This window comes from Mucilaginibacter ginkgonis, from assembly GCF_009754905.2.
GTDB lineage: Bacteria > Bacteroidota > Bacteroidia > Sphingobacteriales > Sphingobacteriaceae > Mucilaginibacter > Mucilaginibacter ginkgonis.
The window spans coordinates 2,455,704-2,480,824 of record NZ_CP066775.1 but is presented as its reverse complement, the minus strand read 5'-3'; the positions used below and the strand labels follow the sequence as shown (position 1 = coordinate 2,480,824).

The 25,121-nt window shown below is 43.6% G+C and carries 23 protein-coding genes; 18 read left to right on the top strand and 5 right to left on the bottom strand.

Going from position 1 to position 25,121, the window contains the following annotated elements:
- The first annotated feature begins 7 nt into the window (after nucleotides 1-7).
- From GO620_RS11535 to GO620_RS11515, 5 genes are all read left to right on the top strand, one after another.
- Entirely contained in the window at nucleotides 8-2,095 is a 2,088-nt protein-coding gene (locus GO620_RS11535; RefSeq protein WP_244139405.1) for a peptidylprolyl isomerase, read from the top strand.
- Between the two features lie 70 nt (nucleotides 2,096-2,165).
- A complete protein-coding gene (locus GO620_RS11530) occupies nucleotides 2,166-2,681 on the top strand; it encodes a DUF2480 family protein (RefSeq protein WP_157525511.1) in 516 nt (171 codons plus the stop codon).
- Nucleotides 2,681-3,478: a DUF3108 domain-containing protein gene (locus GO620_RS11525; protein ID WP_157525510.1), complete on the top strand. Its 798-nt coding sequence runs from the start codon at nucleotides 2,681-2,683 to the stop codon at nucleotides 3,476-3,478. Before GO620_RS11530 ends, GO620_RS11525 begins: the two co-directional genes overlap by 1 nt.
- Nucleotides 3,471-4,040 carry a DUF3109 family protein gene (locus GO620_RS11520; RefSeq protein WP_157525509.1) on the top strand — a complete coding sequence of 190 codons (570 nt, stop codon included), beginning with the start codon at nucleotides 3,471-3,473 and terminating at the stop codon, nucleotides 4,038-4,040. The genes GO620_RS11525 and GO620_RS11520 overlap by 8 nt, the downstream gene beginning before the upstream one ends.
- A gap of 3 nt (nucleotides 4,041-4,043) precedes the next feature.
- On the top strand, nucleotides 4,044-4,322 hold the full coding sequence (locus GO620_RS11515; RefSeq protein ID WP_157525508.1) for a hypothetical protein: 279 nt from the start codon (nucleotides 4,044-4,046) through the stop codon (nucleotides 4,320-4,322).
- A 290-nt stretch (nucleotides 4,323-4,612) separates the two neighbouring features.
- Here the strand turns inward: GO620_RS11515 and GO620_RS11510 are convergent, their stop codons facing one another.
- Together GO620_RS11510 and dxs are read right to left on the bottom strand one after the other, a co-directional pair.
- A complete protein-coding gene (locus tag GO620_RS11510) occupies nucleotides 4,613-5,179 on the bottom strand; it encodes a Crp/Fnr family transcriptional regulator (protein ID WP_157525507.1) in 567 nt (188 codons plus the stop codon).
- Between the two features lie 74 nt (nucleotides 5,180-5,253).
- Nucleotides 5,254-7,182, bottom strand: coding sequence for a 1-deoxy-D-xylulose-5-phosphate synthase (dxs, locus tag GO620_RS11505; protein WP_157525506.1), 1,929 nt, complete (start codon nucleotides 7,180-7,182; stop codon nucleotides 5,254-5,256).
- 134 nt (nucleotides 7,183-7,316) lie between these two features.
- Between dxs and GO620_RS11500 the strand changes: the two genes are divergently transcribed.
- The 3 genes from GO620_RS11500 to GO620_RS11490 are packed head-to-tail and all read left to right on the top strand — an operon-like array spanning nucleotide 7,317 to nucleotide 12,490.
- Nucleotides 7,317-8,060: a segregation and condensation protein A gene (locus GO620_RS11500; RefSeq protein WP_157525505.1), complete on the top strand. Its 744-nt coding sequence runs from the start codon at nucleotides 7,317-7,319 to the stop codon at nucleotides 8,058-8,060.
- A gap of 27 nt (nucleotides 8,061-8,087) precedes the next feature.
- On the top strand, nucleotides 8,088-9,359 hold the full coding sequence (gene glyA / locus GO620_RS11495) for a serine hydroxymethyltransferase (protein WP_157525504.1): 1,272 nt from the start codon (nucleotides 8,088-8,090) through the stop codon (nucleotides 9,357-9,359).
- A gap of 8 nt (nucleotides 9,360-9,367) precedes the next feature.
- Nucleotides 9,368-12,490 (top strand): PAS domain S-box protein, encoded by a 3,123-nt coding sequence (locus GO620_RS11490; protein WP_157525503.1) that lies wholly within the window; start codon nucleotides 9,368-9,370, stop codon nucleotides 12,488-12,490.
- Nucleotides 12,491-12,591: 101 nt separating this feature from the next.
- Here the strand turns inward: GO620_RS11490 and GO620_RS11485 are convergent, their stop codons facing one another.
- From GO620_RS11485 to rlmN, 3 genes are all read right to left on the bottom strand, one after another.
- The gene (locus GO620_RS11485) at nucleotides 12,592-13,449 is read right to left on the bottom strand and encodes an OmpA/MotB family protein (protein ID WP_157525502.1); all 858 of its coding nucleotides are present in this window, start codon (nucleotides 13,447-13,449) and stop codon (nucleotides 12,592-12,594) included.
- A gap of 98 nt (nucleotides 13,450-13,547) precedes the next feature.
- Entirely contained in the window at nucleotides 13,548-14,249 is a 702-nt protein-coding gene (locus tag GO620_RS11480) for a ComF family protein (RefSeq protein ID WP_157525501.1), read from the bottom strand.
- A gap of 39 nt (nucleotides 14,250-14,288) precedes the next feature.
- Complete coding sequence (rlmN, locus tag GO620_RS11475) at nucleotides 14,289-15,353, bottom strand: 23S rRNA (adenine(2503)-C(2))-methyltransferase RlmN (RefSeq protein WP_200229951.1); 1,065 nt, start codon at nucleotides 15,351-15,353, stop codon at nucleotides 14,289-14,291.
- Between the two features lie 160 nt (nucleotides 15,354-15,513).
- Here rlmN and GO620_RS11470 point away from each other — a divergent pair, with 160 nt between their 5' ends.
- From GO620_RS11470 to gatA, 10 genes are all read left to right on the top strand, one after another.
- Nucleotides 15,514-16,680 (top strand): amidohydrolase family protein, encoded by a 1,167-nt coding sequence (locus GO620_RS11470; protein WP_157525500.1) that lies wholly within the window; start codon nucleotides 15,514-15,516, stop codon nucleotides 16,678-16,680.
- Between the two features lie 53 nt (nucleotides 16,681-16,733).
- Complete coding sequence (locus GO620_RS11465; RefSeq protein WP_200229923.1) at nucleotides 16,734-17,009, top strand: acylphosphatase; 276 nt, start codon at nucleotides 16,734-16,736, stop codon at nucleotides 17,007-17,009.
- Between the two features lie 41 nt (nucleotides 17,010-17,050).
- Nucleotides 17,051-18,538 carry an oligosaccharide flippase family protein gene (locus tag GO620_RS11460; protein ID WP_157525499.1) on the top strand — a complete coding sequence of 496 codons (1,488 nt, stop codon included), beginning with the start codon at nucleotides 17,051-17,053 and terminating at the stop codon, nucleotides 18,536-18,538.
- The gene (gene dut / locus GO620_RS11455; RefSeq protein ID WP_157525498.1) at nucleotides 18,535-18,969 is read left to right on the top strand and encodes a dUTP diphosphatase; all 435 of its coding nucleotides are present in this window, start codon (nucleotides 18,535-18,537) and stop codon (nucleotides 18,967-18,969) included. Before GO620_RS11460 ends, dut begins: the two co-directional genes overlap by 4 nt.
- Nucleotides 18,970-20,697, top strand: coding sequence for a tetratricopeptide repeat protein (locus GO620_RS11450; protein WP_157525497.1), 1,728 nt, complete (start codon nucleotides 18,970-18,972; stop codon nucleotides 20,695-20,697). It abuts the gene before it with no gap.
- Entirely contained in the window at nucleotides 20,675-21,469 is a 795-nt protein-coding gene (locus tag GO620_RS11445) for a DUF4292 domain-containing protein (RefSeq protein WP_157525496.1), read from the top strand. Before GO620_RS11450 ends, GO620_RS11445 begins: the two co-directional genes overlap by 23 nt.
- A 19-nt stretch (nucleotides 21,470-21,488) precedes the next feature.
- Nucleotides 21,489-22,787, top strand: coding sequence for a murein hydrolase activator EnvC family protein (locus GO620_RS11440; RefSeq protein ID WP_157525495.1), 1,299 nt, complete (start codon nucleotides 21,489-21,491; stop codon nucleotides 22,785-22,787).
- A gap of 55 nt (nucleotides 22,788-22,842) precedes the next feature.
- Entirely contained in the window at nucleotides 22,843-23,352 is a 510-nt protein-coding gene (locus GO620_RS11435) for a Sec-independent protein translocase subunit TatA/TatB (RefSeq protein ID WP_157525494.1), read from the top strand.
- A 30-nt stretch (nucleotides 23,353-23,382) separates the two neighbouring features.
- The gene (locus GO620_RS11430) at nucleotides 23,383-23,592 is read left to right on the top strand and encodes a twin-arginine translocase TatA/TatE family subunit (RefSeq protein WP_157525493.1); all 210 of its coding nucleotides are present in this window, start codon (nucleotides 23,383-23,385) and stop codon (nucleotides 23,590-23,592) included.
- Between the two features lie 88 nt (nucleotides 23,593-23,680).
- Nucleotides 23,681-25,108: an Asp-tRNA(Asn)/Glu-tRNA(Gln) amidotransferase subunit GatA gene (gene gatA / locus GO620_RS11425; protein WP_157525492.1), complete on the top strand. Its 1,428-nt coding sequence runs from the start codon at nucleotides 23,681-23,683 to the stop codon at nucleotides 25,106-25,108.
- Nucleotides 25,109-25,121 lie beyond the last annotated feature (13 nt).

The following is a 25,121-nucleotide window of genomic DNA, read 5'->3' as shown; positions in this document are numbered from 1 at the left end:
CAATCGTATGGGTATCATCTTGGTGGTACTGATCGGTTTTGCGCTTTTTGCTTTTATTGCCAGCGAAGTAGTACAGTATGGCAGGTCTTTTATGAGTGGCGACCAAACCACAATTGGTGAAATTGGCGGCGAAAAAATTCCTTACGACGAATTTAACAAACGTTTAGATCAAAACAGTAAACAATACCAGCAGCAGTTTGGCCAAAACCTTACGCCGCAGTTAACTGCATACGTACAAAATATTACCTGGAACCAGTTTCTAACCCAAACCCTTTTAACTAAAGAAGAAAGCAAATTGGGTATTACCGTTGGTAATGACGAGTCTTACAACATGACCCACGGTGCCAACCTTGACCCGGAAGTTGCCCGCTATTTCACCAATCAGCAAACCGGCCAGGTAGACCGCGATCAGTTGAACCGTTTTTTAGCTTCTATTAAAAGCCTACCGGCTTCAGACCCAACGCGTGCACAATGGAGCTTGTTCTTAACCGGCCGCATTGAGGCTAAACGTTCAGAACGTTATTTGTCTTTAGTGCGTAACGGGTTATATGTTAACTCACTCGACGCAAAAGACGATTACGAAAACAAAAATAAGCTGGCTAATTTCAAATACATCGCTTTGCCATTTTCAGGTGTGGCCGATAACAAGGTTAACCCAACAGAAAGCGATTACCAGGCTTATTATGACGAGCACAAGGCGCAATTTAAGATCCCAAATGAATTAAGGTCGTTTGAGTATGTGACTTTTAACGCTGCCCCGTCAAAAGAAGATTCATTGGCAGTTAAGGAACAGGCAGATAAACTTGCGGCAGATTTTAAAGCAGCTAAAAGCGACTCTGACTTTGTACAGATCAACGCCATTGACGTTGCCAACAAAGCTGAATTAAAATTCCAAAAGAAAGGCCAGCTTGAGCCAAAACTTGATTCGGTGATGTTTACCGTGTCAAAAGGCTTTGTTTACGGCCCATACTTATCAAACGGTAGCTATAAAGTTTCTAAACTGGTTGACGTTCAGACCGGTCCGGATTCAGTAAAAGCAAGCCACATCTTGCTTAACCCTGCTACTGAAGGCGGCTTGCCAAAAACACAAGCTAAGGCAGACTCTATAAAGAAATTATTGGTTGCCGGTAAATCGTTCGCGGACCTGGCTAAAATGTATTCTGTAGATAAAGGCTCTGCTGATAAAGGCGGCAGCCTGGGTACTTTTGGCCGTGGTGCAATGGTGCCGGTATTTGAAGACGCAGCGTTTAACGGTAAACCGGGCGAGATAAAAATTGTGACCTCACAATTTGGTGTACACATTATTAAGATCGAGGCACTTAAAGGTTCAGCTAAAGTAGTAAAGGTAGCCACTGTAGACAGGCCACTTTTGGCAAGCAGCAAAACACAGTCTTTGGCTTTTGGTAAAGCGCAAAGCTTTTTGTCTAATGCCAATGGTGATAACTTTAACGCCGAAGCTAAAAAAGAAGGCTTAGTTATAAAGACGGCAACAGACGTTGATGGTCTTGCCATGCAAACGCCGGGTTTAGATAACGCGCGTGAGGTAGTTAAGTGGGCTTTTAAAGCAGATAAGAACGCGGTGTCTGACAAGGCTTTTACAGTAGGTACTCAATATGTGATACCACACCTTACTCAGGTTAAACCTGCCGGTACATTATCATTAGATTTAGTAAAAGCTCAGATAAAACCTGCAGTTATTAACCAGGTTAAAGCTAAAATGCTTGCAGAGAAAATGGATGCCGCTTTAAATGGCGCGTCTTCAATAGATCAGGCGGCGCAGAAAGCAGGTGTACAAGTTGTGCCGTTGCAAAACATAGTTTTTGCTAACCCGGTGTTGCCTGGCGTAGCACAAGAGAATAAATTGGTTGGCTCGGTATTTGGCTCACAGCCTAATAAGTTAAGCAAAACCATTAAAGGCGACCAGGGTGTGTACGCGTTTGTGGTTGATGGCTTTACCAACCCGCCAGCAATGACAAGCGCGGTTCGCCAGCGTGAGCAAATACAGCAGGCGCTGATACAGCGTTCAGAATCGCAGGTATTTGATGCCTTGAAAGATAAGGGTAATGTAAAAGATTATCGCGCTAAATTCTTGTAGGAATAATTTAGCGTAATTTTGAATCCGGAACGGCGTTATATACCTGTTCCGGATTTTTTTATTTAAAAACATGGAGATCCAAGAAAATTTTGTGAATAAGGTTGCCCAAAGCGGGTTGGTTACGCTTGACCCGGCTTCTTTTTATCCTGCCGGCGACCGGGTTATCTACGATATTAAAGACAATCTTTTCCATGGCCTTATGCTTCGCGAAAAGGATTTTCGTGAATTTGTTAAAGAGCACGATTGGACCCAATATACCGGCAAAATTGTAGGCATTACTTGCAGCGCCGATGCAATTGTCCCGGCATGGGCTTATATGCTTTTAGCTAACCGTATGGTACCGTACGCAGCTGATATCATTTTTGGTGATGCGGCCATTATCGAAGAAAAGCTTTTTGAAAAGCAAATAGACAACGCCAACCTTGACCAATACCGCGACCAGCGTTTAGTTTTAAAAGGATGCGGTGATGTTGATGTGCCCGTATCTGCATATGTTTCTTTAACAGCAAAGCTTACGCCGATAGTTAAGAGCTTGATGTTTGGCGAGCCATGCTCTACGGTACCTATTTACAAGCGTAAAGATTGATGAGAAAGAGCCTTGTTATCATATTATCTGTTGTGGCTTGTGCGCTTTTTGCGTTCAGGATGGCTATACCATTGCCGGATAGGATTGATGAAACTGCTTTTAAATCAGGCGAGGTACTAAACTACCGCATGAAGTATGGAATATTTACAGCGGCGGAGGCGCATCTGAGGGTAGAAGATAGCGAGGTGAAATTTGACGGTAAACCTGCCTATCATATTATTGCAGATGGTGCTACCGCTGGTACTTTTGACGTATTCTATAAGGTGCGCAACCGGTATGAGTCATATATTGATAAAGCATCATTAACGCCTTATCTATATACAGAGAACAGGCACGAGGGCAGCTGGCACCATGCCGATAAAGTAACCTTTAACCATGGCGACGATAAGATCACCGGCACAACAGGCACTTATCCGTTCAGCGGAAAAGTTTTCGATTTTCCTTCGGCGTACTATTTTGCACGCAATATAGATGTAACCAAACTGCATCAGGGCGATACCTTTGATATGCGTTATTTTTTGGATAATGGTATCCAATCATTAAGCATCACTTTTATAGGTCGCGAGAAAGTTAAAACTGCTTTAGGTAGATTTAATTGCTTAAAGTTTAATCCTACGATCATCCCGGGGCGCATATTTAGGAAAGACAGCAAACTATACCTTTGGGTTACAGATGATGCTAACCGTATCCCCGTTAAGGCACATGTAGAAGTAGTGGTAGGCAGCCTTACTATGGAGTTAACCAGTGCCGCCAATTTAAAATATCCTCTCAAGACAGCCGACAGTAAGAATGATTGAAGTAAGCGGTACGTTAGTGCACGAAGACGTGGTGCGCGAGAATTTTGTTTGCAACCTTAACCGCTGCAAAGGCGCCTGCTGTATAGAGGGTGATTCGGGCGCACCACTCGACCACGAGGAATTAGGAAAGCTTAAAGAGATATATCCTAAAGTGAAATCCTTTATGACCGCCAAAGGCATCGAAGCGGTTGAACTGCAGGGAACCCATGTGACCGACTTTGAAGGCGACTACACTACACCATGTGTAGATACCAATAAAGAATGTGCGTACGTTACCTGGGAGAATGGTATAACCAAATGTGCCATTGAAAAAGCATGGGAAAAAGGCGAAGTGGATTGGCGTAAACCAATTTCCTGTCATTTATACCCAATCCGCATTACCAAATACCCTGAGTTTGACGTGCTGAATTACGACCGCTGGAGTATTTGCAGCCCGGCGTGTAGTTTTGGGGATGAGTTAAAGGTGCATGTCCATGAATTTTTAAAAGAGCCGCTGGTGCGTAAATACGGTGAGAACTGGTATTCGGAATTAGAGGAACAGGTTGCTGAAGCTAGTCTGTAAAATATGAGCCTGCATTTTATAAACGCTGTACATCAGATACTTTTCGGTGCCGAGCAATGCCTTTACGTTGTAAGCCTTGATGAAATAACGCAGGAACAAAATACCTTTCGTGAAGCGATCAGAGCTGTATTTTTAGACCAGGGAGTTGAGATCGAATTCAGTGGAAAAGGCATCAACGAACGTGGTGTTGTCATTGACCTTGATGAGATTAAGCTTATGGAAGCAGGTTATGATAGAGACATTTTACGCTTTGGACAAACTGTCGTGAGGGTAAGGGGATAGAATATTATTTGTAGATTTACTAAAAGCAAGTTCATCTTATGATAAGAATATTATAACACCCAAACAAAAATCAATTTCTTTGGAACTTCCTGCCGATTATGTTGAGAAGGAGGTTGAGGTGATAGCGTTCACAAAAGGCGAGAGTGAGCCTAAACGAAACAATGGTTAAAAAGGTTTCTTTCTCTGCTTTGTCAATAGATACCCTGAAATTTAAATTCAATCGCGAAGAAGCTTAGCCATCAAATTGACGAGAAGCTTACAATAACCAACCCGTTTAAATAAGACTGTTTCTATCTGATATTCTTCCTTATCCTGCTTAAAGACGTTGGGGTAACGCCAATGTAAGAAGCCAAGTACTTTTGGGGGATCTTTTGCATGTAGGTTGGCTTGGCCAACAAGTCAAGGTAGCGTTTATCAGCCGCATCGCGCTGTAGCGCTGTAAATCTTTCCAAGAGGTTAAGCATGGCATCTTCCCAATAATTACGCATTATTTCCTGCATCTTGGGGTAGGTGTCGTACAACTTCTTGATCTCGGTTTTTGGGATGATAAGCAAACTGCTGTCTTCTATTGCCTGTATAAAATATATAGAAGGTTTCTCGCTGATAAAACTGTTAATGTCTATAGCAGAGTTGCCTTCAAAAGCAAACCAGACGGATACCTCAACGTCTTCATTAAAATAGAATAGCCTAAGGCAGCCTTTTTCAACAAAGATCAGGTCGCTGCATACATCGCCTTCTTTCAAAAGATAAGTGCGTTTTTTTACGTCTCTGGCTACAAACTTTTGAGCCAAAAAGTCCAGGTCTTCATCAGTTAAAGACGCATAATTGCCTAGGAAAGATTTAAGGTGTGTGCTCACTAAAGCTAATTTCTATAAAAAATTCCGGCAGCATAAATCGGCTGGAAAATAATATCTCAAGATAACGCTCGTATTTACGACGCGATAATATGCTGGTTTTTCTGAAGCCCGAGATTTCTAACCTGCTTAACTATCGACACGGCGTCGTAACCGCATTCTGTCCAAAGTTCAGGCTGTTCACCATGTTCTATAATAGCATCAGGTATGCCCAGGCGTACAACATTTGCATTGTACTTGTTATCGGCCATAAACTCCAGTACCGCGCTGCCTGCGCCGCCTTCCAAACAACCATCTTCCACAGTGATCACGTTTTTGTATTTGGCAAAAACCTCGTGTAACAATGCTTCATCAAGTGGTTTAACAAAGCGCAGATCATAATGAGCAGGGTAAAGGCCTTCCGCGTTTAATGTTGTAGTGGCTTTAACAGCCTCATTACCGATAGCACCGATAGTTAAAATCGCCACTTCTTCACCATCGCAGATCTTACGGCCTTTGCCGATCTGAATCTCTTTAAACGGCCGTTGCCAGTCAACCATAACGCCGTTTCCACGCGGATAACGTATCACAAACGGGCCTTTGTTTTCCAGTTGCGCGGTATACATCAGGTTGCGCAGCTCTTCCTCATTCATGGGGGCAGACACCGTCATATTAGGTATACATCGCATGTAAGCCAAATCATAAGCACCGTGGTGAGTAGGCCCGTCGGCGCCTGCTATGCCCGCCCGGTCAAGGCAAAACACAACATTCAGGTTTTGCAAGGCAACATCATGTATCACCTGATCGTACGCCCGCTGCATAAAACTGCTGTAAATATTACAAAACGGTACTAGTCCCTGGGTAGCTAAACCGGCGCTAAAAGTTACAGCGTGCTGCTCTGCAATACCCACGTCGAAAGCACGATTGGGCATGGCTTTCATCATCAGGTTAAGTGAAGACCCTGATGGCATCGCCGGAGTTATGCCCATTATTTTCTTATTCTGCTCGGCAAGCTCAATAATTGTGTGGCCAAACACATCCTGATATTTTGGAGGCTGCGGCTTTTCGTAAACAGTTTTCTTGATCTCGCCGGTTATTTTATCAAACAAACCCGGGGCATGCCACTTGGTCTGGTCTTTCTCTGCCAATGCATAGCCTTTACCCTTAACGGTAACGATATGCAATAATTTAGGGCCCGGAATGTTACGCAGATCGCGCAATACCTTAACCAGATGTTTTACGTCGTGGCCATCTGTAGGGCCAAAGTAGCGGAATTTTAACGCCTCGAAGAAGTTGCTCTGCCTAAGTAGTGTACCCTTAATGCTCTTTTCGATCTTCTTAGCCACTTTATAAGCATCGGGCCCAACTTGAGAGAGTTTCCCTAACACATAGGCGATATCATCGCGGAAACGGTTATACGGCCCTGATGTAGTTATGTCTGTCAAATATTCCTTCAGCGCGCCCACATTAGGGTCGATAGACATGCAGTTGTCATTCAATATCACCAGGATATTGCTATTTTCTATTCCTGCATGGTTAAGGGCTTCAAAGGCCATACCCGCTGTCATGGCGCCATCACCAATAACAGCTACGTGCTGGCGGTCGTCTTCACCTTTGTAATGTGAGGCTACAGCCATACCAAGCGCTGCTGAAATGGAGGTTGAAGAATGGCCTACGCCAAAAGTATCATATTCACTCTCGGCGCGCTTGGGGAAACCGCTTATGCCGCCATAAACACGGTTAGTATGGAAATTATCGCGGCGGCCGGTTAAAATTTTATGGCCATAAGCCTGGTGGCCAACATCCCACACTAATTGATCATACGGTGTGTTTAATACGTAATGCAGTGCTACGGTGAGTTCTACCACACCAAGGCTGGCCGCAAAGTGGCCGCCGTTTACAGAAACTTCATCAATAATATATTGGCGTAATTGCTGGCAAACTTGAACAAGCTGGTCTTCTGTAAAGTGCTTAAGATCAGACGGATCGTTTATTTTTTGTAGTAAGTTACCGGCGGTTACCTGCATTAGGCCTAAAAACTAAGTATAACTTACAAAGTAAGTCAATTATTTATAATTAAACATGACATCTCAAACCCAAAATAGTTTGTCACCTGCGCCTGCATGTTTTACCCTGTAATGCGTAATTTAGCGGTGTTTCTATGGCCGATAACGAGTTTGAAATAAGATTGCCGCAATTTGAAGGGCCGTTTGACCTGCTGCTATTCTTCATAGAACGGGACGAGTTGGACATACATGACATCCCTATCGCCCGTATTACCGACGATTTTTTGAATTATCTTCAGCAAATGACCGCGCTGAATATGGACATAGCCAGCGAATTTATATTTGTCGCCGCTACCCTGATGCGCATAAAAGCCAAGATGCTTTTACCAAGGTATGACGCCGAAGATGGCAGCGAGACAGACCCAAAAGAAGACCTGGTCCGTAAGCTGATAGAGTACAAAAAATTTAAGCAGATCTGCGAAGAACTGCGCCCGTTGGAAGAACAACGCCTAATGCAGGAGAAGCGTGGAAATATAGCCTTTGACCTACAGCAGGTAGAAGAGGTGCCGTTACCCGGCGAGGAACTAAGCACCATTTCATTATATAAGTTAATGCTGGTGTATGACCGCATTAACAAACGGTTTCTAAACCGTACAGAACCGGTTAAACATACAGTGGTGCAATATCCGTACACAATTGAGAAACAAAAAGAAGCGATATCGAATTTACTAAATATTAACAAGCGGCTTGAATTTGCCGCGATCTCTAAATTGTCAGAAAATAAGGTGCACTTTGTCTATAATTTTTTAGCTTTATTGGAAATGCTCCAACAACAGCTGATCAATATTCAGGTGGGCACCGGCTACAATAACTTTTGGGTATCGTCTGTCAGTGCATAGCGCACGTTGATATTGAATTCACTATTTATGAAAAGGGATAAATTGATTTTTAAACTGCTCAACGAAGAGCAGGACCGCCAGGAAAAAGGCCTGGAGCTAATTGCTTCAGAAAATTTTGTAAGTAAACAAGTAATGGAGGCCGCAGGCTCTGTTGCTACGAACAAATACGCCGAAGGCCTGCCGGGCAAAAGATACTATGGTGGGTGCGAGGTTGTTGATGAGATAGAAAGTATTGCCATTGCGCGGGCAAAGCAGCTTTTTAACGCAGAATGGGTAAACGTGCAGCCGCACTCAGGTGCACAGGCAAACGCGGCTGTTATGCTGGCATGCTTAAAACCCGGCGACAAAATTCTTGGCTTTGATCTTTCTCACGGTGGTCACCTTACGCATGGCTCGCCGGTAAATTTCTCAGGTAAACTGTATGAGCCGCACTTTTACGGGGTAAAGAAGGAAACCGGTTACATCGACTACGAACACCTAAAAGCCATTGCTCTTGAGCAAAGGCCTAAAATGATCATTTGCGGCGCATCTGCCTATTCGCGCGATTGGGATTACGCGTTTATCCGTTCTGTTGCAGACGAGGTTGGCGCCTTGGTGCTGGCAGATATTTCGCATCCTGCAGGGCTCATCGCGCGTGGCTTACTGTCAGATCCGTTGCCGCATTGCCACATTGTAACCACCACGACCCACAAAACATTACGCGGCCCACGTGGCGGTATGATCATGCTGGGTAAAGATTTCGAAAATCCATGGGGACTAAAAACACCTAAAGGTGAAGTAAGAATGATGTCTAACTTGTTGGATATGGCTGTTTTTCCCGGCACGCAGGGCGGCCCGCTAGAGCATATTATCGCTGCTAAAGCTGTTGCTTATGAAGAAGCTTTGAGCGATAGTTACATGAAATATATTTTGCAGGTTAAGAAAAATGCCGAGGCTATGGCAGCGGCTTTCGTTAGCTATGGTTACAATATCATATCGGGTGGTACTGATAACCACCTGATGCTGATAGATCTCCGAAATAAGAACATTAGCGGTAAAGCTGCAGAAAACGCTTTAGTTGAAGCAGATATTACGGTGAATAAAAACATGGTTCCGTTTGATGATAAGTCGCCGTTTGTCACTTCAGGAATCCGCATTGGTACAGCTGCCATCACCACCCGCGGTTTCAAAGAAAAACACATGGAAACGATAGTCGGCCTTATAGACGCCGTATTAAAAAACCATGAAAACGAACATTACGTAAAGAAAGTACGTAAAAAGGTACATGACCTTACCGCTAAGTTCCCGCTGTATAAATAATCGGTTTAATGTCTGTTGCTAACTATCCCGTACCATCTAATGAGAGCGAGCGCTTAATCGCCCTGCACTCTTATGATATTCTGGATAGTATGCCCGAGGAGCAATTCAATGCAATAACCCGGCTGACGGCATATATTTGCCAGGTACCATTCGCGTTTATCACCTTCATAGATAAAGACCGTCAATGGTTTAAAGCCCTGGTAGGTATGGATATCGAGTCCATTCCGCGCGCCGATTCTTTTTGTAATTACACCATCGCCGACGATAAGATACACGAAGTTAATGATGCATCTGTAGATGAACGTTTTGCAGATCATGCTAACGTTAAGAATGGCGGCATTATGTATTATGCCGGCGCCCCATTAATAGACCCCGATGGTTATCATTTAGGATCGCTTTGCGTATTTGATACCAAACCTCGTAAACTTACAGATGAGCAGCGCGACGCTCTAACAACACTTGCCGGCGAAGTAATATCGCATCTGGTACTGCGTAAGCAGAAAAAAGAACTGGAGGAAACATTGATATGGCACCACGAGTTCTATAACTTGTTTAACAGCTCGCCCGAAATACATTGCATTACAGACCGTGCGCTCAACATCCTGCTGATCAATCAGGCTGTTGAAAATATATTAGGCTATAAGGCCGAAGATATTGAGGGCAAACCAATCTGGCGTTTTTTTAATGACGATAAGCGCGACGAGATGTTGCTACTCATTAAAAACAATGGTGAATTGGGAACCGCTTTCGAACTGGAAACGCCTGTACGCACAGTGAAAGGTTTGCGTTGGATAAGCTGGACGGTAAAACCAAACGGCGAACGATGGTACGCAAGCGGCCGCGATGTAACGATACAAAAGCGCGATGAGGCGCAATTGGAAATGCTCTCGCTGGTGGCCAGTAAGGTAAGCAACGGCATTGTAATAAGCGATGGTAATGACAATGTTGTTTGGACAAACGATAGCTTTGAAGAGATAACTGGCTATAGCCTTGCAGATGTGCGCAGTAAGCCTTTAAGGAATGTGCTGAACGGCAAGTTGGGCGCCAACATCTCTGTAAAAGATTTTGAGGAGTTACTGGCTTCGCGCCAGTCTTACGAGGTAGATCTTAATATCAAACGTAAAGACGGAAAAGATATTTGGATATCCGTGATGAACTCCGTTATCAAGAACGAACGGGGAGAAGTAGAACGTCAGATAAGAGGCATTACAGACATTACTCAACGTAAAGAGACCGAGAAAGACCTCGAAATACTATCATCCGCGGTGCGGAAATCTCCAAGCGGTATATTGATCCGGGATGCCGAACGACGTATTGTTTGGATGAATGAGGCGCTTGAGAAGATCACCGGCTACACCCTGGAAGAAATGAAGGGTAAGCCTTTTGGCGAAATGCTAATTGGTCCGGAAACGGATGTTTCTGCCTTCGAAAAAGCAGTAGCGCTGATGGCAGAAAACAAGCCGTACTCCATTGAGATCCTTATTTACCGTAAAGATGGCAGCCAGGTATGGACCTACTTGCATAACAGTCCATATTTTAATGCTAACGGCGAGGTTGAACGCAACATTCTCATAGCTATTGATATAACTGAGCGCAAAAAAACGGAGCAGCAATTAGCTTACCTATCCCTGGTGGCCAGCAATACACTTAGCGGCGTTGTGATCAATAGCGCTGATGGCAGGGTAGAGTGGGTAAACAGTGCCTTTACCAGCATAACCGGTTACAATTTTAAAGATGTAAAAGGCAAACATCTGGGCGACGCGCTTAAAGGCGAGCTGACGGATGTAGGCATAATAGAAAAATCGCGGGAGTTATCTCGCAATAAGCAATCTTTCGAGGTTGATCTGCTGGCATATCGCAAGGACGGTAAGCCAGTTTGGTTATCAGTCATCAATTCGGTGATTCTAGGCGCTGATGGTTTGGTTGATAAATACATTGAAGTATTGATCGATATCACCAGTAAGAAGAAAGCCGAGACGGAACTGATCAGCGCCAAGGAAGAGGCTTTGCAATTGAGCAAAGCCAAAGACATGTTCATTTCTGTAATGAGCCACGAGATACGCACACCGCTGAACGCTGTGGTCGGTATGTCGCACCTGTTGATGGAAGATAACCCGACAGAATCCCAAGAGGAAAATCTATCTATCCTAAAATTCTCGGCAGAAAACCTGTTAAAGCTGATTAATGAGGTATTGGATTTCGCTAAAATGGATTCCGGTAATTTGGAGCTTGAGAAGGTCAAGGTGAACCTGCCTGAGATGATCCATAATATAATTGCATCCCTGCAATACAATATTTCTGGTAAAGGCATTTATCTCAAAGAAAACATAGACAGCGATGTACCTAAGTTTATCCTTGGTGATAAAACCAGGCTTACACAGATACTTATCAACCTTGTTAACAACGCGGTTAAGTTTACAGAAACAGGCGGAGTAACTGTCGAACTAAAAGTAATAGAGCAATCGGCTAAAGATGTACGCATCCGGTTTGCTGTAACAGATACAGGTATAGGTATAGCTAAAGATAAACTGGGGACAATTTTCGAATCGTTTAAACAAGCCGAACTGAACACAACCCGCAAATACGGTGGTACAGGTTTAGGCCTCGCGATCACGAAAAGATTGATAGAACTGCACGACTCGCGCATTATTGTAGATAGTGTTCTTGGTAAAGGTTCTACGTTTTGGTTCACTATAACATTTAAAAAGGTTGATGGCGCCGAAGCAGAGAACACCGGATCGGCAGACGCTGCCTTAAATCTGCATGCGCTTGTGGTGGATGATAACCAAATAAACCGCCTGCTTATTAATAAGGTGCTTAAGAAATGGGGCGCAACTGCAGATTTTGCAGAAGATGGTTTGCAGGCTATACAAAAAATTGAAAGCGACCATAGCTTTGATGTGGTGCTGATGGATATTCACATGCCTGTAATGGGCGGGTTGGAGGCAACAAAAACGCTGCGCGCCAAGGATGAATCTTACTACAAGCAACTGCCGATTATAGCACTAACAGCATCTATGCTGAATAATCAAATGGGCGAGATAAGCGAGGCAGGAATGAATGATTATGTCCTGAAGCCTTTTGATCCGAAAGTGCTGCACGATAAGCTGAGCAAATACCAAAAGCAGTAAAATAAGAACGGGATGGATCCTTGCGACACATCCCGTTCAACTATCTAATAAACGCTCCTGGGTATGTATACGGGAGCTGTTTTAAAAGGTTACAATTATTTTTATTTTTTCTCAGGCGCCTTACCAATCAGGTCCATAAACTGGTCAAGTTTAGGTGTTATGATGATCTGTGTACGGCGGTTTTGCGCTTTACCTTGTGGTGTGCCGTTATCGGCAATCGGGTTATACTCGCCGCGGCCACCAGCAGTTAAACGTTTTGGATCAACGTTATAATTGGTTTGTAAAGCCTGTACAACAGATGATGCCCTAAGCGCGCTCAGGTCCCAGTTGTTGCGGATGTTTTTCTGAGAGATAGGCACGTTATCGGTATTACCTTCGATCAATACATCATAGCTGCTGTAATCGTTAATGATTTTAGATATTTTGCTCAATGTAGCACCCGCTTTATCTGATATTTCATAGCTGCCTGATTTATACAGCATATTATCAGAAAGTGAAATGTATACTACACCTTTAAGCACCTTTACGTCAACATCTTGTGTTTCAGATGCGCTTAAAGAACGGGTAAGATTGTTGGTTAGCACCAGGTTAAGCGAGTCGCTTTTGTTTTTTGCATTAACCAGTTGTTGGATGTATTTATTAGATCGGTTTATCTCATCAACCAGTTTAGAAATGTTAACGTTACCCTGGCTGCTTGAATTTAAACATTTATCCAAAGCATCTTTTAAACCGGCCGCATTGGCACGTTCAGAAGCAATTTGCTCTTCAAGGCTTTTAATGCGGTTGTTCGCAACATCGCGTTCCTGAGCAGCACGCTGGTATTTGATGCTTAAGTCGTTAGTGCTGTTTTGCAGCTGTTTGTAGTTGGCGTCAAGCTCGTTGTATTTTTTATTACTCACGCAACTTGTACCAACCGCTGCTGTTAAAAGCAGCGCCGGGACGGCAAATTTTAACTTCATGGTTATAATTTTAGTGAAACAAAGGCTGCGGATTGCCCGCATTTATTTAAAACCAATTATAAGGATTTTAGTTTTAACGCGGCCAGGTGGACATGACGTTACTCTGCATAAGCGATGGTTGCAATGCTTAGCTTTAAGCCATCAACTTCTATTAGCGGCATGGCGCAGGCCTCAAGGGTGGAGCCTGTGGTCATGATGTCGTCTACCAATAAAACATGTTTGCCCCTTAGCGCTGCAGGGTCTTTCAAACTAAATACCGATCGCATATTTTCAAACCTGGCCAGCCTGTTTTTATGAGTTTGAGTAAGCGTAGCCTTTTTACGGATAAGGTTGCTGACCAATACTTCGGCATTTAACTTTTCGGCAATGCCACGGGCATAGTACTCACTTTGATTATAACCCCGTTTGCGTAACCGTGACGGATGCAACGGTACCGGTATAATGAAATCTATCGTGTTATAAACTTCACTTTCCGCCAACTGCTTACCAGCCAATTTGCCCAGCATGTAACCGATCTGCGGCGTGTTATGGTATTTAAAATTGTGCATTAATTGCTGCACGCTGCCGCCTTTAGTAAAATAAAGAAATGAATAAGCAGATTCGAGTTTAATCTTGCCCCAAAATTGCCGGGCTACAATGTTATCTGCCTGCAGATGAAAGTTGGTATAAGGCAGATCGTATAAACATGTAGTGCAGATAATATCTTCATTGCCGACAAGGTTGTTACCGCATGCCTGGCACAACTGCGGGAATAGTAGAGAAAGGGTATCTGTAAAAAGGGTTTTGACGGCTGTAAGCATTACCTAAGATAGCAAAATAACCGGCCGTAAAGAAGTTGACTAAACCGTAGCCGCTTCTTTATCTTTTATGGCTAATTGCCCGCAGGCTGCATCAATGTCCTTGCCGCGGCTGCGGCGCACGTTGGTAATAATGCCCTGGCGTTTCAGATAGTCGGCAAAGGCATCGATTTTATCTTCGCCCGCGTTTAAGAAATCTGCAAAAGCAATGGGGTTATACTCTATGATATTTACTTTGCAAGGCACGTGTTTGCAAAACCTGGCTAACTCCACGGCGTCTTGCAATTCGTCATTAAAATTATGGAAAACGATGTACTCGAAAGTAATGGGGTTCTTCGTCTTTGCATAAAAATACTTCAACGCTTCAGCTAACGCCTTTAAGCTGTTCTGCTCGTTTATCGGCATTATCTGGTTACGCTTTTCATCGTTGGCGGCGTGTAAAGACAATGCCAGATTAAAGCGAACCTGGTCGTCGCCCAACTTCTTGATCATCTTGGCGATGCCTGCCGTAGAAACGGTGATGCGCCTGGCTGCCATATTAAGCCCGTCTTCAGACGTTATACGCTCTATTGATTTAAGCACATTGGCGTAATTGAGCAAAGGTTCGCCCATGCCCATGTATACAATGTTGGTAAGCGGGGCGTTGTAGTTTTCGCGAGCCTGTTTATCAATCAGCACAACCTGGTCATAGATCTCATCGGGGTTGAGGTTGCGTTTACGCTCCATGTAACCTGTTGCACAAAATTTACAGGTAAGGCTGCAACCTACCTGTGATGATACACAGGCTGTCATCCGCTCCTCGGCCGGTATCAGAACTCCCTCTATTAAATGATTATCATGTAATATAAAAGAATTTTTTATAGTTTTATCAGCACTAAACTGGGAGTTATTAATTCTAACTTCGTTGATAGAAAAATGCTCTTCCAGTTTTTTACGAAGTTCTTTTGAAATATTGCTCATCCCCTCAAAAGAGGTGCACGATTTTTTCCATAACCATTCATAAACCTGCTGAGCCCTGAAGCTTTTTTCGCCCAGGGCTACAAATTCTTGCTGAAGCTCTTTTAAGCCCAGGCTACGGATATCTTTCTTTAATGGATTGGAACTCACACTACAAAGTTACTGATTTTTAGAATTTTGCGTTTTGGCGACTTTTCTTTTAATTGTAAAATTAAAAAACAACAACTAAAAGTTAATTGTAGTGAGTTTTAGGAACGTAAATTGTATACCTGTTATGAGTTGATACCCAGCAATAAGTACCATATTTTAAATGAAAAGTTACAGAGCCGATTACGTTTTTACCATTACAGCCGATCCGATAAAAAATGGGGTAGTTACCGTTGATGACAACGGTACAATTATTAGCGTCGGGACAGAACCGCCCGATTCAAACACACAGGTTCAGCAGCTATCCGGGGTGATTACTCCCGGTTTTATTAATACCCACTCTCACATTGAATTAGCGCATCTTAAGGACAAGATAGAGAAAGATTGCGGGCTGGTAAGGTTTATCAAACTGGTACAAAAACAGCGTGAAGTAGATCGTTCCGAAGCTATCGACGCGGCATACCGAGCCGATGCCGAGATGTATGAGAATGGCATTGTTGCAGTAGGCGATATTTCAAACACAGATATTTCTGTCGACGTAAAATTAAACAGTAAGCTTTATTATCACACTTTTATAGAGTTATTCAGCTTTTTACCGCAACGCGCAGAAGAAGTTTTTAATAAGGGCTTGGAGCTTAAAAAAGAGTTTAAAAATTCAAATACATCCGTTACACCCCACGCGCCGTATTCTGTTTCTAAAGATCTGTTTAGGCTGATTAAAGACTACTGTAGTAAGCATGATAATTTGATAACCATGCACAACCAGGAGTGCGAAGATGAGAATAGGTTTTACAGGTATAAAAGCGGCGAGTTTCTTGATCTTTATGAAAGCTTTGGCTTAGATATTAGCTACTTTAAGCCGCAGGCCCGTAACTCTTTACAAACGGTTGTGCCGCTGCTCACCAGCAAGCAAAAGATATTATTGGTTCATAACACCTATACCAACTTAAAGGACATATACTTTATTAAACGGTTTGACAAACGCATTAGCTGGTGCTTTTGCCCCGGGGCGAATATGTATATCGAAAGCCGCTTACCGAAGATCGAGTTGTTCCTTGATCAGAAGGCAAACATTACGTTGGGTACAGACAGCCTTGCCTCAAATACCAAATTAAGCATCCTATACGAAATGAGTTTGATACAGTCGGCATTCCCTTCTGTAACATTGCAATCCTTATTGCAATGGGCTACACTTAATGGCGCAAGTTATTTGGGTATAGATGAAGAAAAGGGTAGCATTGCTCCCGGCAAAACACCCGGATTAAATTTGCTTACAGGCCTTGATGGATTTACCATAACGCCGGAGACTAAGGTACAGCGGATAGTTTGATTACACCTGAATCCTTAAAGGCAAATTTTTCATAAATCCTTTACCTTTGCTTCGTGAACCAACATTTAGATATAACAGTCAGCGGGAAAGTGCAGGGCGTGTTTTTCAGGGCGTCTACAAAGGCCGTTGCCGACCAGTTAGGCATAAAAGGCATTGTTAAAAACCTGCCAAACGGCGACGTTTTTTGCGAAGCCGAAGGCGATAAACATGCTATCGATATGTTTTTAGACTGGTGCAACGAAGGCCCCGAAAATGCTGAAGTAACATCTGTAAATGCACAGGAAGGCGATTTAAAAAACTATCGTAATTTCGAAGTTGTAAGAAAATAACCCCTTATATGGGTATCAACTTTAACGTTTAACTTAGCACCTTGTCTACAGCCAGAAAATTTGCGGGCCAAACAGCAGTATACGGTTTAACAACCATTGTTCAAAGGCTGTTAAGCGCTATACTTACACCGCTTTATACCAAGGCGTACTTGCCGCAAGTTTACAGCATTTTTAGTACCATGTTCAGCTATGCCTCAATTATACAGGCGGTGCTTTCATTTGGTATGGAAACCACGTTTTTCCGTTACCTCAATAAATACAGCGATAAAAAGCAGCAGGTTTATAACAACGGCTTCTGGTCTATCTTTATTATCACTGTTTTATTTCTTTTACTCACGTTGCCTTTTACAAACGCAATTGCTGGTTTTATCCGTATTGGTAATGACACCCCGAGTGAAGACTTTAAAACATACATCAAATATTTCGTCGCGATCCTGGTAACAGATGCCTGGTGCGTTATACCCTTCGCAAAACTTCGTGCAGATGGCCGCCCGGGCAGGTATGGCACCATTAAAGTGGTAAACATTGTAGTTACTGTTACCCTGAATTTGATCCTTATCTTCGGCATACCGCGTTTAATTGCAAGCCATGGCATAGGCAGTTCATGGTTTATTGGCTGGTACAGGCAAGGTTGGGTGGGCTATGTTTTTCTATCGAACCTTATCGCAAGTATCATCACACTTGTAATGCTACTGCCCGAGTTGCGTCGTATAAAGCTGCAGTTGGACGTAGACATGTTTAAGCAAATGCTGTTGTATAGCTGGCCAATGCTTATCGCCAATCTTTCTTATATCGTAAACGAAAATTTTGACAAAATTCTTTTAGGTAAGTTGTTGCCGATGAATATCAGCGAGCACGAAGTTGGGGTGTACTCAGCATGTGCGCGGATATCTATATTTCTCAGCCTGTTTAATCAGGCGTTCCGTATGGGTGCAGAACCATTTTTTTTCAGTCATGCGAAGAATAAAAACTCGGGCCAGACCTACGCCCGTATCATGGACTACTTTGTGATCACCATGTGCGTAATGTTCGTAGGCATTATTGCTAATATTCAGATTTTAAAGCACTACGTAAACAACCCCGATTACTGGGTAGGGCTGGATGTGGTACCGCCGCTTCTATTCGGATATGTAAGCCTGGGTATATATATGAACCTGTCGGTGTGGTATAAACTTTCCGATCAAACCAAATACGGTTTATACATCTCGGGTATTGGGGCACTGCTTACTATTATTATCAATGTTATCTTTATTCCGAAGTATAGTTACATGGCTTCGGCATGGGCGTCGTTGATCGCTTACGCCAGCATGATGATATTGTCTTACATCTGGGGTCAGAAGAACTATCCCATACCCTATCATTTGAAAAAGAACCTGGCTTACCTTGCCGCGTCGATAATCATCGTTATATTGTCCTTCGTTGTGTTTAAACGTAGTTTGATAGCGGGTAACTTATTATTCATCGCATTTGCCGCGGTGGCGATATTAACCGAGGGAAAGCAACTAAAAGCTACATTGAGCAAAAAATGACCATTAAAGTAATAAATAAGTCGGCGCACCAGTTGCCCGGCTATGAAACCATACATTCCGCAGGGATGGATATGCGCGCGCATATCGAATTGCCCATCACACTTAAGCCAATGGAACGCCAATTGGTCCCTACAGGATTGCACATTGAGTTACCGGCAGGTTTCGAAGCGCAGATCAGGCCACGAAGTGGCCTGGCCTACAAGCATGGCGTAACTGTTTTAAATTCGCCGGGGACGATTGATGCCGATTACCGTGGCGAAATAAAAGTATTATTAATCAACCTATCTACCGAAGCATTTGAGATCAATAACGGCGACCGCATTGCTCAGATGATTATAGCCCGTCACGAAAACATTACCTGGGAAATAAGCGAAACCTTAAATGAAACCGTTAGGGGAGCAGGTGGTTATGGCCACACCGGTGTGCAATAAATGAAATTTAAGCTGCTTATATTTTTAGGCTTATTGCCTGCTTTGAGCTACGCGCAAGATGCTGCGAGCGGGAAACTACGCAACGCTGCCGCGAAACCCATGACCAATGCCGACAGCGTTTTGATGAAGCAGCTATTCTTTACCGGCCTGCGCGAACGGACAATCGAAAATTTCGCTCTTGCGTCTGATTTGTTTTCTCACGTTCTACAGATAGATCCTAATAATGACGCCGCGCTTTATGAGATGGCCAACCTTAAAAAGCGGAATAATGATTACGACGGTGCACAGGCATTATTGGAGAGGGCTGTCGCAATAAACCCTAATAACGAATGGTATTGGGTAGCATTATCTACAGGGTACGAAAAGTCTAACAACATTGCGCGTCTTGAAGCCATTTTTTCGCAATTGATAAAGCTTAATCCCAACAATCCCGACTATTACTTTGACAGGGCCAACGCCTTATTCATCGGCAAAAAATACGACCAGTCCATCGCGGTTTTAGATTCGCTCGAAAAAGTAACCGGCCCAAGTGATGATCTTTTACTTAAACGCCAGAAAGTTTACCTGGCGCAAGGCAACGTCAACAAAGCAACTGCCGACATTAAAAAAGCCATTGCAGAAAATCCAAACCAGGCTAAGTATTACATTATGCTTGGCGAGGTTTATAACGCTAACAATTTTGTTGACGACGCGCTGAAAGCTTTTCAAAAGGCAGAAACCTTAGACCCGTCTAACGGCTATGTGCACCTGCAACTGGCAGACATTTACCGGAATAAAAAAGATAATGATAATGGCTTTAATGAATTAAAGCTGGCATTCACGCAGGCAGGCATGTCTGTAGAGCAGCAGTTGCACATAATTATGGGTTATGTGCCTAAGTTCCCGGATGCAAATGCTAAGGCAAGCGCTTTAGAATTGAGCAAGATATTAACAGAAAGCCACCCCGAAGATTCACGCTCGTTTGGCATCTACGGCGATATGCTGTTGCAAAACGCACAATATAAGGCGGCTGCAAATGCTTACAGAAGGTCAATTGCTGTTAATGATAAAATATACCAGGTTCATGAGCAACTGGTACGGATAGAATTAGGAGATAACGATTTCGACGCCGCTATAAAAGATGGAGAAAACGCTTTGACGCTTTTCCCAAATCAGGCGTGGATGAATTATTTGGTTGGTGTTGCCTGGCTGCAGAAAAAGAATGCCACAAAAGCTCTAGGTTATCTCAAAACGGCGGCTTCATCAGAAACTCAGGATAAAGAACTTCTTTCGCAAACATATTCTGCTATTGGGGATAGCTATCACGAATTGAAAGACAATGCAAAGTCTGACGCGGCTTACGACCAGAGTATAACTTACAATCCTGATAACGGATATACGTTAAACAACTATGCCTATTATTTGTCAGTAAGAAACGAGCAGTTAGATAAGGCGGCGCAGATGGCCGAACGGGGTAACGAGTTGCAGCCGAATACGGCGTCGTTTGAAGATACGTATGCATGGATTTTGTTCAGACAAAAGAAATATGCCGAAGCAAGGCCGTGGATAGAAAAAGCCATCGCCCATGATAAAGATAAAAGCGCTGTACAGCTAGAACACTATGGCGATATCTTGTTCTACAATGGCGATGTGGACGGTGCCGTATTAAACTGGAAGAAAGCTAAAGCAGGCGGTGCAGATTCGCCCCTGTTAGACAGGAAGATCAATGAAAAGAAATATATCGAATAGTTTTTTGTTGTTAGGCATCATTGTCATAACAAGTTGCCATAGCAAAAAACTGGTGACCCGCACGCCTGCTAGTACTGCCGTAACAAAAACTGATAATTCTGCCGATGCTGCTAAAATGAAACTGGCAGAGATCCGCTCAAAACAGATCAGCTTTACCACATTCTCCGGCAAGGCAAAAACCAAGTTAAACATCGATGGTAACAGCAATGATGTGACTTTAAACATCAGGATATTACGCGGGCAGAAGATATGGGTATCTATCACCTATTTGATCGGCATTGAGGTGGCGCGGGCTTTAATTACGCCCGATAGCATAACAGTGATCAATAAACTCCAATCGGTTTATTTTCAAAAACCGTTTAGCTTTATTTATGACTACGCGCCTCGCGAAGTAAATTTCAATACTGTACAGTCAATTTTGATCGGCAATGCTATCCCTGAAACGTTGACCGACGGTATCACTTTAACGCCTGATAACAACAATTTGGTCTTAAGCGGATCGTTAAAGGATATGCTTTTTAAAATGATCTTAGGTGCTGATCTGAAAATCAACAGCACTAACCTGTCAAAAGCAGCGGCCGGGCAATCATTACAGGCTAATTACAGCAACTTTATCCAGGCAACAGGCAGGGTAGTGCCATCGCACATATCGCTTACATCTAAAACGCAACAAAAAAATATAGAAGCAGAGATAGATTACAGCCGGATTGATTTCGACCAGACATTGGATTTTCCTTTCAGTATACCAAACCGCTATCAGCGGATAAATTAAAATTGTACTTTTGGGTTCGATGAAATTTCTGCGATCTGTATTCTTTTTCTTGCTTGCCCTGTGTTCTGTAAGCGCGTTCGCGCAAAGCAGTTCTGAGTTAAAAAAACGCCGCGATAAACTTAATGAGGAACTGGAGCAACTGAATAATGAATACCAGGAAACGCTAAGCAACAAGAAATCTACCTTAAAGCAACTTAACATTCTCAAGGCTAAGATCAGCTTGCGTGAAGAGAAGATCAAGACCCTCAATTCAGAAGTTCGCCTGCTGGGCAACCAAATAAATGAAAATACCAATACTGTCCACACGCTTCAGGGCCAGCTTGATCAGTTGAAAAAAGAATACGCGGCCATGATCGTTTTCGCGTACCATAATCAGAGCGCGTACAATAAGTTGATGTTCATCTTTGCATCGCAAGATTTTAACCAGGCATACAAAAGGCTCACCTATCTGCAGCAGTTTGCTAATTATCGCCAGCGCCAGGCAGAATCTATACAAGGTACCCAGCACGAGCTGAATACAAAGATCACCCAGCTGGACAAGACCAAAACCCAGCAAAGCAACCTGTTGAAAGACCAGGAGAAAGAAAAGCAGAACCTGGGTAAAGAGCGCACCAGTCAGCAAGAAGTGATGAACGGACTTTCTAAGCACCAGGGCGAATTAAAACAACAACAAAAGCGTATAAACCAGCAAATTGCTGATAACAACCGCCAGATACGCCGCGCCATTGCCCGTGAAATTGAAGAAGCACGCCGAAAGGCAGAAGCAGAAGCCCGGGCCGAAGCTGCCCGTGCTGCCGCTGCCGCAAGGGCCAACGCCGTTGCCGGTAAAGAAACTGCACCTGTAAAAGCAGCACCGAAGGCGGCCGCGACGAACAGCCAATTGCTTAACGCGACACCGGAATTTGCGAAGCTATCGAACGACTTTATGGGTAACCGTGGGCGATTGCCTTGGCCGGTTGCAAATGGTGTGGTTACACAAGACTTTGGTATTACTTATATAGAAGGTATAAAAACAGATAACCCGGGTATAGATATCCGCACGGGGCAGGGTGCTACAGTGCGCTCGGTGTTTGGTGGCGAGGTTACCAGCGTAAACAATATCAGTGGTACATATCTCGTTGTAATAAGGCACGGCGAGTACTTTACCGCTTACGCCAATTTACGTTCTGTGAGCGTATCAAAAGGTCAAAAGGTAGAAGTGAAAACCACGTTGGGTACTGTGGCAACAGATGGTTCTACAGGCGAAACCCAGGTGCATTTTGAATTGTATAAAGGCCAAACACCTGTTAACCCAAGAAGCTGGCTGGCAAGCCAGTAAATTTTTAATAAATAACATTGTAGGCTTTTAGTTGTATATTTGTAGTCCGATTAACATGTTGCATCCGATTTTTTTATTTTTAAACATAGGCAGTTCAGAAATGATCCTGATCGTCTTTGTAGCACTGATGCTTTTTGGTGGTGATAAATTACCACAGATAGCTAAAGGGCTTGGCAAGGGCATTCGCGACTTTAAGGATGCATCTGAAGGTGTTAAACGCGAGCTGCAAAATCAGATCGAAAATTTTGAAGCTAAGCCACCGGTTGAATCAGCACCCGGGCGTACAGATGCAGATCTTAATTTTCCGCCGGTTGCAAATACGGCTGCGGTTACAGATCCTTTCGCGCCGGCAAATTCTACGGTTGAAGAACATGAGACACCGCTCACTGAAGAGCGCACAACCAATACTACAGATACCCAAACAACACCTGCAGAGCATAGCCATGCAGATGTATCGCATTTGATAGAACAACCCGAGGTGACTAAAGTGGCAGAAAACCATCTGAGCATTACGCACGTAGATGATGGCGCTGCAAAAGAACCAAAGGACAAAGCAACAACGTAAAAAATTAACAAAACATTAAATTAAATTATCATGGGTGGATTAGGTGCACCAGAAATTATTCTGATCATTATTGCAATACTATTATTGTTTGGCGGTAAAAAAATCCCTGAACTTATGCGCGGCTTAGGTAAAGGTGTAAAAGAATTTAAAGATGCTCAGAATCACGACGACGTGAACGAAAGGCCGTCTAACACCAACACTACCGCTTCTCCTCGTCACGAAGAGAAAACCAATATTTAATTGCGGATGCAGTTTTGCTGCATTCTCATATGCTTAAACTTATGGATCGATTTGCCTTCGGTTCATAAGTTTTTTTATTTTAGCCCTGATGACTACTGCATATGCTTCTTTTAATGACATCCGTCGCGATCTGGCTTCGGGAGCCGTTACAGTAGAAGAACTTGTAAAACATTACCTGCAACGTACTGAACAATACGCGCACCTGAACGCCTTTGTGGAAGTTTTTGCCGGCGAAGCATTAGCCCGTGCTGCAAAGATTGACAAAAAGTTGAAAGCGGGTACAGCCGGTAAATTGGCGGGTATGGTTATCAGTATAAAAGATAACATTCTTTACAAAGGGCACACCGCGTCGGCATCATCAAAAATTCTCGAAACTTATAACGCGATCTATTCTTCAACCGTTGTTGAGCGGTTACTAGCTGAAGACGCCATTATCATCGGCCGCTGCAATTGCGACGAATTTGGTATGGGCGCGGCTAACGAAAATTCTGCACACGGTCGGGTAAAAAACTTTGCAGATGAGAGCCGCGTTCCGGGCGGATCGTCAGGCGGGTCGGCGGTAAGTGTGCAGGCAGGCATGTGCCACGCCGCTATAGGTACAGATACCGGTGGATCTGTTCGTCAACCGGCTGCATTTTGCGGACTGGTGGGGTTTAAACCAACTTACGGCAGTATCTCCCGGCACGGCATTATCGCTTACGCATCCTCTTTCGATCAGGTTGGCACTATAACCCGGTCAGCAGAAGACGCTGCGCTGCTTTTGGAAGTTATGTCTGGCCCCGATAATTACGATAGCACCCTTAAACAGGCAAAACCTCTTGCTTATTTCAGCGCGTTAAAGCCAAACGGGCCGAAAAGCTTAGCATATATCAAAGAATCTTTAGAACGCGAAGGTGTTGGCGAACAGGTGCGGGAAAGCATGCTGGCTAAAATAAAAGAGTTACAAGCTGCCGGCAACATTGTAGAGCCCGTATCTTTTGAATATCTGGATTATGTTGTGCCAGCCTACTATATTTTAACAATGGCGGAAGCGTCGTCAAACCTGGCGCGGTATGACGGTGTGCGATACGGCTACCGCAGCCCAAATGCTACCGCCCTGACATCAGTTTACAAGAAATCCCGTTCCGAAGGTTTTGGCAAAGAGGTGAAACGCCGGGTAATGCTGGGGACGTTCATTCTTAGTTCTGGCTATTACGATGCGTATTATACCAAAGCACAGAAAATGCGCCGGCTCATCATGCAAAAAACAGATGAAATATTGAATGATTACGATTTCATACTCACGCCAACAACACCAGAGCCCGCCCCAAAGATCGGCCGGGAAGAAAAGGACCCTGTAGTCTCTTATCTCGAAGATATCTTTACTGTGCAAGCTTCTTTAGCCGGTCTGCCGGCTATCTCTCTGCCAATGAATAATATTAAAGGCACACTACCGTTAGGTTTGCAATTGTCTGCCAAACGTTATAATGAGCAGGAACTATTAAATTTCGCTAAATACTTTTTAGATTTAAGTTAAATTACTTAATTTA